This is a genomic window from Ruegeria sp. ABV3_008 (assembly GCF_056161185.1).
The window spans coordinates 75,328-89,939 of the sequence record NZ_JBSWYP010000011.1 but is presented as its reverse complement, the minus strand read 5'-3'; the positions used below and the strand labels follow the sequence as shown (position 1 = coordinate 89,939).

14 protein-coding genes are annotated in these 14,612 nt (G+C 57.9%); 6 read left to right on the top strand and 8 right to left on the bottom strand.

Translation table 11 applies throughout. From position 1 onward, the window contains the following. Positions 1-288: 288 nt before the first annotated feature. The 6 genes from argE to ACXAH8_RS17870 are packed head-to-tail and all read right to left on the bottom strand — an operon-like array spanning position 289 to position 5,795. Positions 289-1,434, bottom strand: a complete 1,146-nt coding sequence (gene argE / locus ACXAH8_RS17895) for an acetylornithine deacetylase (protein WP_475220103.1) — start codon at positions 1,432-1,434, stop codon at positions 289-291. Further along, entirely contained in the window at positions 1,431-2,366 is a 936-nt protein-coding gene (locus tag ACXAH8_RS17890; protein WP_475220102.1) for a LysR family transcriptional regulator, read from the bottom strand. The genes argE and ACXAH8_RS17890 overlap by 4 nt, the downstream gene beginning before the upstream one ends. Positions 2,367-2,420: 54 nt before the next feature. Then, complete coding sequence (locus ACXAH8_RS17885; protein ID WP_475220101.1) at positions 2,421-3,530, bottom strand: aromatic ring-hydroxylating oxygenase subunit alpha; 1,110 nt, start codon at positions 3,528-3,530, stop codon at positions 2,421-2,423. Between the two features lie 24 nt (positions 3,531-3,554). After that, on the bottom strand, positions 3,555-4,229 hold the full coding sequence (locus ACXAH8_RS17880) for a DUF1028 domain-containing protein (protein WP_475220100.1): 675 nt from the start codon (positions 4,227-4,229) through the stop codon (positions 3,555-3,557). A 4-nt stretch (positions 4,230-4,233) separates the two neighbouring features. After that, positions 4,234-4,650: a RidA family protein gene (locus tag ACXAH8_RS17875; protein ID WP_475220099.1), complete on the bottom strand. Its 417-nt coding sequence runs from the start codon at positions 4,648-4,650 to the stop codon at positions 4,234-4,236. A 2-nt stretch (positions 4,651-4,652) separates the two neighbouring features. Continuing rightward, a complete protein-coding gene (locus ACXAH8_RS17870; protein ID WP_475220098.1) occupies positions 4,653-5,795 on the bottom strand; it encodes an aromatic ring-hydroxylating oxygenase subunit alpha in 1,143 nt (380 codons plus the stop codon). A gap of 200 nt (positions 5,796-5,995) precedes the next feature. On the opposite strand from ACXAH8_RS17870, the gene ACXAH8_RS17865 reads away from it, so the two are divergent. Continuing rightward, positions 5,996-7,243 carry a flavin-containing monooxygenase gene (locus tag ACXAH8_RS17865; protein WP_475220097.1) on the top strand — a complete coding sequence of 416 codons (1,248 nt, stop codon included), beginning with the start codon at positions 5,996-5,998 and terminating at the stop codon, positions 7,241-7,243. Positions 7,244-7,452: 209 nt separating this feature from the next. Here ACXAH8_RS17865 and ACXAH8_RS17860 read toward each other — a convergent pair whose 3' ends face one another. Both ACXAH8_RS17860 and ACXAH8_RS17855 read right to left on the bottom strand, forming a co-directional pair. After that, positions 7,453-8,325 (bottom strand): amidohydrolase family protein, encoded by an 873-nt coding sequence (locus tag ACXAH8_RS17860; RefSeq protein ID WP_475220096.1) that lies wholly within the window; start codon positions 8,323-8,325, stop codon positions 7,453-7,455. Further along, positions 8,322-9,335 (bottom strand): ester cyclase, encoded by a 1,014-nt coding sequence (locus ACXAH8_RS17855; RefSeq protein WP_475220095.1) that lies wholly within the window; start codon positions 9,333-9,335, stop codon positions 8,322-8,324. The genes ACXAH8_RS17860 and ACXAH8_RS17855 overlap by 4 nt, the downstream gene beginning before the upstream one ends. Positions 9,336-9,487: 152 nt before the next feature. Between ACXAH8_RS17855 and ACXAH8_RS17850 the strand changes: the two genes are divergently transcribed. The 5 genes from ACXAH8_RS17850 to ACXAH8_RS17830 all read left to right on the top strand — a co-directional run bounded on the left by ACXAH8_RS17850 (position 9,488) and on the right by ACXAH8_RS17830 (position 14,602). Next, positions 9,488-10,534 carry an ABC transporter ATP-binding protein gene (locus tag ACXAH8_RS17850; protein ID WP_170641200.1) on the top strand — a complete coding sequence of 349 codons (1,047 nt, stop codon included), beginning with the start codon at positions 9,488-9,490 and terminating at the stop codon, positions 10,532-10,534. A 75-nt stretch (positions 10,535-10,609) separates the two neighbouring features. Beyond that, positions 10,610-11,821, top strand: coding sequence for an extracellular solute-binding protein (locus ACXAH8_RS17845; RefSeq protein WP_170641198.1), 1,212 nt, complete (start codon positions 10,610-10,612; stop codon positions 11,819-11,821). A gap of 67 nt (positions 11,822-11,888) precedes the next feature. Beyond that, positions 11,889-12,911, top strand: a complete 1,023-nt coding sequence (locus tag ACXAH8_RS17840; protein ID WP_170380322.1) for a carbohydrate ABC transporter permease — start codon at positions 11,889-11,891, stop codon at positions 12,909-12,911. 1 nt (position 12,912) lies between these two features. Continuing rightward, positions 12,913-14,067, top strand: coding sequence for a carbohydrate ABC transporter permease (locus tag ACXAH8_RS17835; protein ID WP_475220094.1), 1,155 nt, complete (start codon positions 12,913-12,915; stop codon positions 14,065-14,067). A 4-nt stretch (positions 14,068-14,071) separates the two neighbouring features. Beyond that, complete coding sequence (locus ACXAH8_RS17830) at positions 14,072-14,602, top strand: ester cyclase (RefSeq protein ID WP_475220093.1); 531 nt, start codon at positions 14,072-14,074, stop codon at positions 14,600-14,602. Positions 14,603-14,612 lie beyond the last annotated feature (10 nt).

The window sequence follows — 14,612 nt, the reverse complement described above, 5'->3', positions numbered from 1 at the left end:
TTCTCAATCGATTCGAAACAATTGAATGGTCAAACTATCTCGCAAACGCTGCGTAAAAGTCGTCCAGAAGCGAGCTCGTGGCCCATCCTATTCCGCAGCAATCTCCGACGTGGCGCATCGAAGGAAACAGATGTGCGACCGATCCAAGAGTACGGTCAAGGGTTAACATGATGGCTGCACGCCAATCCCGGATCGCCCCCTCGCAGAGCAGACGGCATTCATGCGAAGCAATTGTGGGCGTCAATTTTCAGAAGCTTCACAACTGACCTCATCAAAAACACGTCTGCTCTAAGCGCCAAACAACACCGCATTCGCGACTTTTCTGAGCATGAGGGAACAAGCAACCAATTGTTCCTCGGAAACGTACTCATCAGGCTTGTGGCCTTGTTCCGCCATAGAGCCTGGGCCGCACACCACTGTCGCGATGCCGAGGTCTGACAGAACGCCAGCCTCAGTTCCGAATGCAACGTGGCTTGTGTCGCCGCCGCCAGAGGATTTGACAAGTGAGACCACCGGTTCAGAGCTGGCGACCGACAGCCCGGGGTATCCCGCCAACGCCCGAAGCGAGATTTGGGCAGCCGTTGGAAACTTGGCCAAAACCGCGTCTGCTGCCTGCTGAAGCTCGGCTTCGATCTCGTCGGGGTCATCTTCCGCCAGATGCCGGAACTCAAACACAAGCGTCGCCTTGTCGGGTACAAGGTTGAGAGCTGTGCCGCCGGACAGCTGGCCAACATGGAAGGTCGTATAGGGAACATCGTAGGCGTCGTTGCGGATCCCGGTTTGTTGGGCCTTCTGCTGCATCTGGCGCAACTTTGCGACGAAATCGACGGCAACATGGAGTGCGTTGACAAATTGCGGGGCGAGCGCGGAATGTCCGGCCTCTCCTTTAATGTCGGCGCGGTAGGCACGCTTGCCTTTATGGCCGATGGCGACCTTCATCTCGGTCGGCTCGCCTACAATGGCCAGTCTGGGACGCCCCAACAGCGACGGCAGCTGCTTTTTCATGCGTGAAATCCCGACGCAGCCGATCTCTTCGTCGTAAGACACCAAGAGCTTTAGGGGCGTTTTCAGCTCCCGACCGTGCACGGCATCGGCGAGGGCCAGCATCTCAGCTAAAAAGCCTTTCATGTCGGTCGTTCCACGTCCGAACAACCGGTCGCCCTGACGGGTGAGTTTGAAGGGGCTTACGCTCCAATCCTGCCCCTCAACCGGCACCACGTCAGAATGCGCAGAGAGCAACAGCCCACCTTCAACAGATGGCCCGATTTCTGCAAAAAGCCCTGCCTTGGGTTCGTTAGGATCCGCGATGCGCTGCACCCGAAAGCCGCGATTTCGCAGAAAGTCTTCGATATAGGCGATCATATCGAGGTTGGATCGGGCACTGACGGTTTCAAAGGCGACCAGACGCTCCAGAACCTCTAGCGAGACACTCATAAAAGCGCTTCTCCTCCGATGGCGCGGAAGGCGCCCGCGCGGGCCTGAGCCTGCGCATAGTCTATGAACGCAGACACCGTGCGCGACTTTTCCGCACCGTGGGTGGTCAAAAGGCCCATTCTCAAGGACCGAACCGGCCCGGTAATCGGCACGCAAACAAGCGGATTGCCGTCCGGTGATGTATTGCTTTGCGGGCGCACATTGGCGATGGAATAGCCAAAGGCGTTCCCAACCATTGAACGCATCACGGCCATGTCTCGCGTCAGCTCCACGATACGAGGCTGGCGCGAGGATGCCGTAAACAGCGACAGGAAGTAGTCGGTACTGATCGGCAAATCGAGGAGGATCATTGGCAGGTCCGCCAGATCATCAATGGATACGGTTGTCCGTGTCGCCAATTCATGCCCGGCATGCAGCAATGCAAAAGGGTTCAGGCGCACCAGCCCTATGAAATTCAGATCGGTTGGAATATCCATGTCATAGGTCAGCGCAATGTCGATCTCGGACCGTTGCAACGCGTTGAAAATTTCGGCCTGGTTCAGTTCTTTCTGGGCGATCCTGACATCGGGAAATCCGGTTTCAAACCCGCGCCGCAACCGCGGTAAAACAAGTTGCGCAAAGGTCAGGAGGCAGCCCACTGCAAGAGGGCCGCGCGCCGTACCAGAAATATCGGCGGCAATGTTTGCGATCTCTCTTGCGTCGTTCAGGACCTGGCGGGCTTTTTCAAGCACCCTTTGCCCACCTTGTGTCAGTGACAGGCCCTGCGCGTGTTGACGTACGAACAACGAAATCGCCAACTCTTCTTCAAGCTGGGTGATGGCCGAAGAGATTGACGGCGACGAGACGTTCAGCCGGTCTGCGGCCCGCGCTATACTGCCTGTTTCGCCAACCGCAACGAGGTACTCCAACTGCCGGAGAGTCAAACGCGGCACGCAGACGCTCCTATTTTAGAAACGTTGGCAGAGGTCTTAGCGGCTCGCATAGTCTCAGGCCAGATCAGGGGCACTATCCTGTTGGGCCAGCCATGTCTGGAAATCGCGGATCGTGCCTTCATAGTCATCCCCTGCCAGCGGCCCTTCGATCGCGTGGGCTGAATGCAGCGCGACCTGCATGCGCTCAAGCTTTTCGCGATCCTCGCGGTTGACCTCTTCCCAGAGCGCGATTCGCCCCTGGATCGTGTCGTGATCGAGGTTATCGCGATAGACGGACATCGTCCATTTGACGCGGATCAGGTTCGCGTTGATCGGGAAAATAGAAAGTGACACAAGCAGGCTGGCGGCTTGGCTGGCCACCTGCGTGGGAAACTTGGCAAAGAGGGACGACCGTTTTCGTTCTGCCTCGCTCAGGCCCGCCGCGCCGTCTCCGCGCGGCGTGATATTGTCCGGGTAATTGGCAGCGTAGGAGGTGTAGCCATCCCCGCTGACCAGCTTGCGCGACAGCCCTGACGGGGTGTAGCCGTGAAGGGTTTGCGGATGGACTACACTCAGGTGGTAGCCTTCCATGAAGTTCTCAACCAAGCATTTCCAGTTAGTCTGCCAGTTTTCTTCAGCCACATGCACAAGGCGGAAATCCTCAGTCTCATAGGGCGCCAGCATGGCATCAAGCTCGGGATGTTCAAACGGCGGGGCGTTCGGCGTCAGATTCACGTAGATGAACCCGTTCCAAAGCTGCACTTGGTGTTCCGGCAGCCTGCAGGATTTGGGGTCAAAGCCCGCATTCTCCATCCGTGGGGCACGCAGCAAGGCACCGTCGCGCCCATAGGCCCATGCGTGATACGAGCAAACAAACCGCTTTGTATTGCCGCTTCCTTCTGCCAGTGGCATTCCGCGATGCCGACACACATTCGCAAGGGCGCGGATTTCACCCTCATCGCCGCGCACGACAAGCAAGGGTTCATTCAGAAGCTGGACGGTAAAGAAATCACCGGGTTCCGGGATTTCGTCGACCCGACCCAAACAGTGCCACCCGCCGCGCAGCACAGTCTGCGCCTCGTGGTCAAATTGCTCCTGCGAGGTGTAGAACGCGCCGGGCATACCCATCGGGCGATCCGCGGGCAAGGCGGCCAAGTCTTGAAGTTTCGTTCGCAAATGGGTCATCCCGGCCTCCCTTGTTGTTATGTCTTACGCGTCCCCGGGCACGCCATAGGAGGGCGCGGCGGAGGGATCGAGTGCGCGGCGCACGTAGTCGTCCAGTTGTGGTTTGTAGACGTCCCAGGCAGTTGCAACCGCTTCAATTGGGCAATCCTCGGTCCAGTCGCAGCGCAGGTCGGCCACGGGCCAGCTGACTTTGTCGACCAGTATCAGACCTGCGGAATGAACCGGCCCGGCCTCGCCCCCGGCAGCAAGCCCAGCGCGGAGTGCAGCAATCAGCCGGTTACCCAAGTGACCCTTAGCGTCCTCAAAAGCGGACACGATGGCAGCGGGTACACCATCATGGGCCAGAAGATTGCCCCCCGATGCAACATCCCTGCCCTGCGCTTCGTTCCAGTTGCCCAGCACGTTTTGGCCAGAGTGGATGGCTGTAGTTCCGTTTCCGTCAATTGCCAGAAGCTGCCTGTACGCGATGTGCGCGGCCTCACCAATGATTTGGCGCACCGCCGCCTCAGCCGAGGCGCCCTGTTCCATCAGATCGAGCGTCTTTGGGCCAAGGCTCGGATCGGTGACATTCTGACTTGCCACCGCACCAACGCCTGCACGGGCATAGGCGCAACGGGCTGCAACTGCCGGAGAAGAAGACGAGATCGCCATGCCAAACATGCCGGTCTGCGCGCAGCGGGCCACAAGAGAGAAAGTCACGGGGTTAGTCCGGGATCACGGCGGTGGCGTCAATCTCCACCAGCCATTCGGGCCGCGCCAGAGCCTGCACCACCAGACCGGTCGAGACAGGATGCACGCCTTTAATGTATTCGCCCATTGTCCGATACACAGCCTCACGGTGGCGAACGTCGGTGATGTATACGACCACTTTGACGAGGTGCTCCATTTCGCCGCCTGCTTCTTCGATCAATTGCTTGATGTTCTGCATCACCTTGTGGGTCTGCTCTGCCGGGTCGTGGCTGTCGATGTTCTTGGCATCGTCCAGGTTCTGCGGGCACTGCCCGCGCATCCAGACAGTACTCCCGCCGCGTGTGACGACGGCTTGGCACAGGTCATTGTCGAGCGACTGTTCAGGGTAGGTATCGCCGGTATTGAAACGGCGGATGCGGGTGTGAGCCATATTTAGGACGCGCCTCCTGCGTCGATCTTTGACATCAGATACTGCGCAAAGTCATAGTTCGGGCGTTCCAGATGGCTGAGATGCCCGGGCGTTGCCGCCTCTGAACACAAGCCCCGGAACACTTTTTCGGTACAGCCGCGATCTTCGACATTCACGTCATCCAGAAGAGCCTTGAGCGCGGTGAAATTGTCTTGCGCGTCTGGGTCATCCGCAAAGTCATTCGACATGCCGCCGCCAAAGCGGATATGCACCTGACCCGGCCCTTTGGGGTGCAAGGACAGATACCAGAAATACCCTGGCGTTAGCGTGATCATCAGGCTTGGATAAAGCGCCAGAAGAAAGGTCGTGCGGCGTTCATCGCCTTTCAGCCGATCATTGCTGGGGTGCGCCATGGCGATGCGCAGGGATTCATCCTTCAGAATCGTGTGGTAGTTGAAGGCCGTGCTGCCGGGTGGGCAAATCATGTCCTCCAGCCGCGACAACCCACCAATCGTGCCCGCGTGGCACACCGGCAAATGGTAGCTTTCCATGAAATTCTCGGCCAACACCTTCCAGTTGGTATCCCAGACGTGTTCTTCGTAGAACGCCTCGGAATAGTTGGCCATGTCATAGCCTTCGATCATTGTCGCTACTTCGGACAGTTGCTCGGCCACGGCGGCTACATTTTGATCAAGGCAGACAAAGACCCAGCCTAGCCATTCTTCGCAGCGGACTTGAGGCAACGCGTAGTTTTCTTTACAAAACCCCTCGTTCTGCTTCATCGCGGGTGCTCCGCGTAGCTTGCCGTCGAGGTTATAGGTCCAGGCGTGATAGGGGCAGACGATTGTCTTTGCATTCCCGCGCCCATGCAAAAGTGTCGACATGCGGTGCAGGCACACATTGCTCATCGCGCGCAGATCTCCGTCCCTGTCGCGCAACACGACGATTGGCTGCCCGGCCAGTTCGCAGGCCACATAGTCCCCGACAGACGACAAGGCGTCGGCCCGGCCCACACAATACCAGTCCTTGCGGAAGATGTGCTCAAGCTCTGCATCGACAAAGCTCTGCTCGGTATAGACCTCGGTCGGCATGGCCCGCGCACGTTCAAAGGGGACCGAGGTATTCGCGCGCAGAGCAGCGATAGGATCAACGTGGTCTTTGGGCATGAACGAACCTCTTTGCCTGAGTCGCGGGCGGCCACCGCGTTCACATACTGAGACGGCTTTTGCCGGAAACAAACCAAAAGTCTATCTTACCGGTGATTAGGTAAAATCTAATCGACATAAGATGATACAAAATTAGGGTTGCACAAGCAAAAGAAGCAGCCGGGCCAAAAGATACCCAGCACGGCAAAAAAGGTGACGCGATGGAAAACTTCGACACGGTGGTGATTGGCGCAGGTCAGGCGGGCATTGCCACAAGCGAGCATCTCCGTACCCAAGGCATAGAACACGTCCTCTTGGAGCGGGGCCGCATTGCCGAACGTTGGCGATCCGAGCGGTGGGATTCACTCGTTGCAAATGGTCCGGCATGGCATGATCGCTTCCCGGGCCTCGAGTTTTCCGGCGACCGCGACGCCTTTCCGCGCAAGGAATGCGTGGCACAGTATTTTGAAGACTACGCCAAAATGATCGACGCGCCCGTGCGCACCGGCGTTACGGTGACGCGTGCGCGCCCGCATGAAAACCGCGCGGGCTTTTTGGTCGAAACCTCGCAAGGTCCCATAGAAGCGCGCCACCTCGTCTGTGCCACGGGGCCGTTTCAGAAACCGTCGATTCCGCCGATCATTCCCGAATCCTCTAACGTTCTGCAGATGCATTCCACCGCCTATCGCAATCCCGAGGCTTTGCCTGAGGGCGCCGTTCTGGTCATCGGCGGAGGTTCCTCCGGATCGCAGATCGCAGCCGAGTTGCATGATGCAGGGCGCGAGGTTTTCTTCTCCATCGGCCCCCATGACCGACCTCCGCGTCGCTATCGTGGGCGAGACAATGTCTGGTGGCTGGGTGTTCTCGGCATTTGGAATTTGGATACACCGGCGCCCGGCACTGAGCATGTCACAATCGCGGTCAGTGGTGCGCATGGCGGCAAATCCGTAGATTTCAGGAAACTTGCCCAGCGCGGCATCACTTTGCTGGGGATGTCGTCGGGATATGAAAACGGCGTTCTCCACATTGCAGATGACCTCAAAGCCAATCTTGATGCGGGCGACGCAAACATGTTGTCCCTGCTCGAAGCCGCCGATGCCTACGTCGCGCGCACCGGCATGGACCTGCCAGAAGAGCCCGAGGCCTGGGTCATAGCGGACGATCCCGCTTGTGTGTCGGACCCCATTCGCGAGCTGGACCTTGAGCGTAACAATATACGCACCGTGATCTGGGCAACCGGGTTCCAGTTTGACTATGACTGGCTGGAGGCAGACACGCTGGACGACCGGGGCAGACCGATCCATCAACGCGGTGTCTCTCCGGTGCCGGGGCTCTATTTTGTCGGGCTGCCTTGGCAATCGCGCCGCGGATCATCGTTTATCTGGGGCGTTTGGCATGATGCAAAGTTCATCGCGGACCAGATCTCTATTCAGGAAAACTATCTGGCCTATGCACCAAATTCTCCTTGAGAGGTGTTGATCAGCAAAAGAGATACAGGCCGTTCTCATGAGCGGCCTGATCTGCCTGGCTCGGTTTTAATTTGAAGTCGAAAGTCTGGCTGTGATTGCCTGACATGTTGAAACCGAATGAATCCGGGCGTGCGCATATCTAAACGTATCGCCCCACGCGGTACCCTCAATTGCAACGGGCCGATCAACTTCGAATACAGTTTCCAAACTCATTCAAAACGGTAGAACCTCTTTGCAGTATCTTGGAACACGCTGTTCTGATGCGCGTCAGGGATCAGTTCTTGAAGGCGCGACACCAGTTCATGGTAAGTCGAAGAAAGACTGTCGACCGGAAAGTTCGATCCGAACATGCAACGATCGGCGCCGAATTGCGACAAGCAGGTTGAAACGATTGGCGCGACGCTTTGGGCGCTCCAATTGTGATCAAACATGCCAAGCCCAGAGAGTTTGCAATGGACGTGAGGCAGTTTGGACAGGGAACTAAGCGCCTCTTCCCAGTGACTTAACCCCTCAACACTGCGGTCATGTGGTGAGCCAGCATGACAAAGAGCGACAGGCGTACTTGGTGCATGAGAAAGCACTTCGGCAGTTTGTTCCATCAGTTCAGGAAGCAATTGCAGGTCAAAGGAAAGGCCTCGCTCGCCCACGGCTTTCAGGCCGGTCCGGAAATCCGGGTTTTCAAGCAATCTGTTTGTGCCGGTCTTGGCATCTTCGCCTGGCGCGCGCCCGACGATCTGACGAACACCCCGGACCGAGGGTAGCGATTGAAAGCGATCCAGCTGGTATTCCAGATTATCGGCTGTCAAATCACAGAACACGACCTGAAACAGCGGCCAATCCGGATTTTTGTCGGCCACGGATTGTACCCACTGCGCCTCGGCCCAAGGATCGGCGGCGCCGACCTGGATATGGACCGAAGCCGAGAAGCCCTGTGCCGACGCATCCGCGCGATACTCTGGTAATAAATAGTCGCGCTGGATCGGCGTGGGGTCGCCAAAGAACCGAACAGCGCCCTTTTCCATCAACCAAGGATACTCTACCGCGTTCAGATCCCACAGATGGTGATGCGCGTCTATCTTCATGGTGTTTCGATCCCAGCAGTGCGGCCCAGTACGTCGACGCCCTGTTGTTTCCAGAAATGCAGCAGGTCTATGAAAATCCAGTTTTCGGCCAGCTTGTCCTCAGCGCGGCGATAAATGTCGATAACCCTGAACTCGCCCGGTTTGCCAGTAGCCGGCATACCCATGAACCCACCTGAGGGCGTAGCGGTGAAGTTGGGCCAGCCAAAGAAGCCGCCATAACGCCCTTCGGCCAGACGGCAGATATGCTTTGTCTTTGACCGGTCTTTGAAACCCGCGCGGAACGGTCCCGAGTGTTGCTTGGCATAGCGTTCGATCGTGTAGGTCGCGCCAATTCCCTCGGGTCCCCACCAGATCATGTCTTGATGCCAGGTTCGGGCCAATTCCTCTTCAAGCGGTAACCCGCCTTTCCACTGGCCAAGATCCGAGATCATCGCATTGATCAATGCCAGTGTTTTTTCACCCTCTCCAACCGGCTGTTCCGTGAGCAGCAGGCCGTCATGTGGCATTGGGCCGGGTTGCACCAGATGCGCCGCTGTTTGCGGAGGAAACGGGTTCTGCCCGGCCTGCACCATCAGGTGTGGTATGTCGAAATACATCGCCGTTTCCGTGATCTTGCCATCGGCGACCTTGTAGAAGGCGCAATATCGCAGAAACACCAGCTTTCCGGTCGGGCGAATGCCCAACCAGGGATGGTCGAACAGGCCCATCAAATGCCCCATAGTGACGACCCACACATCTGATTCATCACGCAGCGAATTCTGCCCGGCGAACATGATATCCACCCGATTTTGCAATCGTGTCAGACTGGATTTCAGGGGCATCCAGAATTGCTGGGCCACCTGTTCAGCATCATTGATTAAGTTGAATGGGTGAAAGCCGCGCCAAACTGAATCAGGCGTACAGAAACGGCTCATGACGTTGGGAACGTCTTGGGGCGTCACTGAATCCAATGCGGAATGAAAGTCAGAGATAACTTTTTTCTCTTTCTGGAAGGTCACGGTATTTTCCATTTGTGTCAGGGTGTTGCGCGTTTTGTGTCGCTAGAATGAATCGGGTATTTTCCACATTCTTGCATACGTATGCAAAAAAGTCTTGCCTGATTTGATACATGCGAACTACAGTTTTGCAAACGTATGCAAAACGAATCCTAGTTGGGGGCACCATGGCGGAAATTCAACTGCGTAACGTCGGCAAACGATGGGGTTCGTTTGTGGGGGTCCACAATTTTGACCTAACCATCGCAGATCGCGAGTTTCTGGTGCTGCTGGGTCCATCGGGTTGCGGCAAGACCACCACGATGCGGATGATCGCCGGGCTTGAGGACGTGACCGAGGGCGATATTTTGATCGACGGCAAGGTCGTCAACGATCTGGAACCCAAAGACCGCGACGTGGCGATGGTGTTCCAAAGCTATGCGCTCTACCCCAACATGAATGTTTATGAGAACATCCGCTTTCCGCTGAAAGTCCGCGGCATCGACCCGGCGACCCATGACGACAAGGTGCGCCGTGCCAGCGCAATGGTCGAGCTAGATGATTTCCTGCATCGCAAACCCGCGGAACTGTCGGGCGGTCAGCGGCAGCGCGTGGCTTTGGCCCGCGCCATCGTACGTGAACCGAACGTGTTCCTGATGGACGAGCCTCTGTCGAACCTGGATGCCAAGCTGCGGGTCTCGACCCGGGCGCAGATCAAAAACCTCAGCCATGAGCTGGCGGTGACGACGATCTATGTGACCCATGACCAGATCGAAGCGATGACACTGGCTGACCGCGTTGTGGTGATGAAACAGGGCGTGGTGCAGCAGGTCGGCAGCCCGACCGAAATCTATGACCGACCCGCGAATACATTTGTCGCCAGCTTTATCGGCTCGCCCGCCATGAACCTGATGGAGGGTGAGGTCGCGGGCGGCGTGTTCCGTGCGGAACATGTTGAGATCCCAGTCAACGCGCCCGATGGCCCCATGACACTGGGTTTCCGGGCTGAGGATGCCAGTCTTGCCGAAGGCGCAGGCCAGATCACCGCACCGATCTACACGCTCGAGCTTCTGGGCGACGCGACCATGATATCGGTCCGGGTCGGTGGGGCTTTGGTGTCGGTCAAGGCCGATAAATCTTTCCGCGCCGAGATCGGGGATGATGTCTCATTCTCGGTGCCTACAGAAATCTGTCACCTCTTCGAAGCTGGAAGCGGTGCGCGGATCGGGGAGTAACCCCGCCAACAGCCCTTCGGGGCATAACAGCGGTCCGGGCGTCGACGACGGACCCATCCTGACAGGGAGAAACGCATGAAACTCAAGACGATCCTAATGGCAGGCGCCATGGCCATCGCGGCAAGCGGTGCATCGGCAGCCTGTTCCTATGAAAACGAAGTGCCGCTGAAATCGCTGTCGGCAGGGTTCGAAGCCTGGAAAGCAGTGACGGATGCGATGGCCGAGTGCGGCAATTTCAGCGCCTCGCTGGATCAGGAATTCCGCGAGAAGCAGCCCGAAGCTTTCGCTGCCAACCCCTCGCTCTATCAGATTGGCGGCGTGGCGAACGAAACCATGATCCCGCTTCTGAACGCGGGCACGATCCGCCCGCTGGATGATCTTGTCGCGAAATACGGGCAAGACCTGCTGCCCAACCAGCTGATCAAGGTGGATGGCAAGGTGATGGCGATCGCTATGATGGTGAACGCGCAGCACCTGATGTATCGCAATGATGTTCTGGCCGAGCTGGGCATCGAAGAACCCAAGACCTATGACGACGTTCTGGCTGCCGCAGCCAAGATCAAAGAGGCCGGCGTGATGGAATACCCAATCGGCGGCACGTTCAAAACCGGTTGGAACCTGGCTCAGGAATTCGTCAACATGTATATGGGCGAAGGCGGCACGTTCATCGGTGAGGGCAATATGCCCGCGATCAACAACGAAAAGGGCGTCAAAGCGCTTGAGACGATGAAGGCCATGACCGAGTTCATGGATCCCGAATACCTCGTGTCCGATTCCACTTATGTCCAGCAGCAGTTCCAACAGGGCAAGATCGCCATGGCGAACCTGTGGGCCAGCCGCGCTGCTGCCATGAATGACGAGGCCGAAAGCCAAGTGGTCGGCAAGGTCACCATGGCCTCAGCTCCGATGGGATCCGAGCGCCCCTCGACCACGATCTGGTGGGACGGCATCGTTCTGGCCTCGAACATGAGCGATGAGGAGGCCGACGCTGCCTTCCGTTTGGTCATGGAAGGGATCGACGGTGACATGGTCAGTGCCAACAATGACACTGCCGTCTGGCTAAACGCGGCCTACCAGCCCGGCGAACTGGCTGCAGGCGCTGCCGCCTCGGCGGAAAACGGTGCGGGGGCCTACCCGGCCAGCGCCGCCATGGGTGTTCTGCACAGCGCCCTTGGCAACGGTCTGGCCGATTACCTGACCGGCGCCAAGGACGCACAGACTGCGCTGGCCGATATCGAGGCGGACTACATCACCGCCGCGAAAGAAGCTGGTCTGATCAGCAACTGATCCTCTCTAGGGAGGGCCCCGTGCCCTCCCTATTTCCCCACCCGAGAACCATGAGAAAGGCAGAGCCATGAATTTCAGGACATTTGCCGCCTTTGTTGGCCCCTCTGTCTTTATGATGCTTCTCTTTATCGCTTTCCCGTTGGTCAGCGTGTTCAAGCAGAGCTTTTACATCACGCAGCCTGTCTATGAGATGGTCGAGGTCGAAACCTGTACCCCTGGCTTCCTGACCCAGACTTGCGTGACCGAGCAGAAATCGCAGCCCAAGTTGGACGAACATGGCGAGGTGATCACCCAGACCGAATATGTCGGCCTGCAAAGTTATCGCAACGTGCTGGAACCCGAGCGGGCCTGGCGCGCGATCACCGAGGGCAACTGGTCCGTTCTGTCCACCATCAACTTCTGGAAGGCGCTGCGATTCACGCTGACTTTCACGCTGATCACGCTGCCTCTGGTCATTGGGTTCGGGTTGGGCATCGCGGTTCTGATCAACAACGCCGCGGGGTCGATCCGCGGGCCGGTCATCTTCATCTCTCTGCTGCCCTTCATCATCACGCCGGTGATCGGCGCGCTGTCGATCAACTGGCTGTTCCGCGGTGACGGCATCCTGACGGCGTTACTGGAATGGTGGTTGAACCGAGACATCGCCCTGTTCGCGCAGGCCTGGACGATTGAAATACTGATGATGTTCTACCGCGTCTGGCACGTGGCCCCCTTTGCGGCCGTGGTGTTCTATGCCGGGCTACAGACCGTCAATCAGGACAGTCTGGAAAGCGCCGTGATCGATGGGGCGACGCGTTGGCAGCGGATGAAATACATCGTCATTCCGCATCTGATGCCGCTGATCATCTTCGTGTCGATGATCCACCTGATGGACGCCTACCGGGTGTTCGAAGAGATCGTCGGTTTCTCCAGCCAAGCTTATGTAATCTCGCTGCAATGGCTGACCTTCGACTTCCTCGTGCCGGATCAGGCGGGCAACCGGTCGATCAGCCGGGCCTCGGCCAGCGCGATGCTGACCATGATCGGGATCGTCATTCTGCTGATCCTGCCGCTGCGCCGCACCTGGCGCGACCATAAAGGAGGCCACTGATATGTCCTCGCGCGCGCTTCGCCAACCTCTCAGCCTGCGGCTGACCTCGAACATCTTCCTGGCATTCTGGTGCCTTGTCGCCGCCTTCCCGATCGTCTGGATTGCGATCATGAGCGTCAAATCCCCCGTTGACGCCTATGACAGCAACGCGCTGAACGTGATCTTTGGCCCGGCAACGCTGGCCACCGGGAACGGACTTTCGGTTCTGGATATCATTCTCGGGATCGCGGTGATCTGGGGTGCGGCCGTGGTCGTAACCAAGGTGCTGCCCGCGAAAATCAAGGAATACACCGCGCCGGGTCAGGCGTGGTTCGGCTGGGTCGTTGGAGTGCTTGTCGCCCTGATCGCCTTCCTGCTGGTGTTCTTTGTAGTCTTGCCTGCGGTTCTGAACGTGTTGAACCCGCTGTTCGGCCCTCTGGGTCGCGATGTGCTGGGTGTGACGACCGAGCACTACAAAACCGTCTGGGTCGACCGAGGCTTTTCCAACAACTTCAAAAACTCGCTGATCGTGACCGCCGGAGTTGTGACCGTATCGCTGACCGTAGGCACGCTGGCCGGTTATGGTCTGGCGCGGTCGGGCTCAACACTGGCCTTCTGGATTTTGCTGATTGCGCTGATCTTTCGCGCGCTGCCACATTCGGTTCTGGTGGCGGGCTATCTGCCGGTCTTCATCAACTCGGCCGAATGGCTGGCGCCAATTCTGGGTGAGAATGCACCGACGCTTTATGGTAAGCCTTTCGCCGTGATCGCGGTGCTGGTTGCGATCAACCAGCCGTTCACGATCTGGATGCTGCGCTCGTTCTTCCAGAACATTCCGGCCGAACTGGACGAGGCGGCGCGGGTTGATGGCTGCAACCACTTTCAGGCCTTCCGCCGCGTGATCATGCCGGTGATGTGGCCAGGGGTGATCACGACCGGGCTGTTCAGCTTCCTGCTGGCCTATAACGACTTTCTGGTGACCTCGCTGCTGCTCGATGCGCAGAACCAGACGATGGTCCCTGCCATTGCGGGCATGTTCAACCGCGAGACGACGACAACCGATCAGGTGGTCGCCGTGGCAGCTGCGGTGTCGATTATCGCCCCGCTGTTCTTCCTTGTGATGATCTTCCAACGCCAAATCGTAAGCGGACTGACCGCTGGCGCAGTAAAAGGATAAAGAAATGAAGGGGTCCCGCCCGGAACAAGCCGTTCTGACCCGTGACACGGATCTGAGCAAAACCGAAGACACGCGCCGCGTGATCGAAACCATGGTGGACGGTCTGAACGACCACCGTATTGACGATATCGGCGAGTTCTTTTCGCAGGGTTTCCGCTGGATGGGCAATCAGGGCTGCGGCACCAAGACCGGCCTGAAAGAGTTTCAGGACAACTGGCAGCGCCCCTTCCAGGCCGCGTTTTCGGACAAAACCTGCATCGATGAGGCACGCCTCTATATGGGCGAATGGGCCGCCGCCTTTGGTCGGCAAGAGGCCACCCATTCCGGTGAGTTTCTGGGCATCGCCCCCACCGGAAAGCGGGTTGAAATCCGTTACATGGATTTCTGGAAAGTTGTCGACGGCAAGATCGTCGACAACTGGGTGAATGTGGATTTCGCCCATGTGGCCGCGCAGCTGGGGGTCGATCTGTTCAACGGTGAGGGCTGGGAATCCTATGACCGGGGAGAGAAAACCGCGCCCCGCCCCGACAAGTAAGGATCAGGAT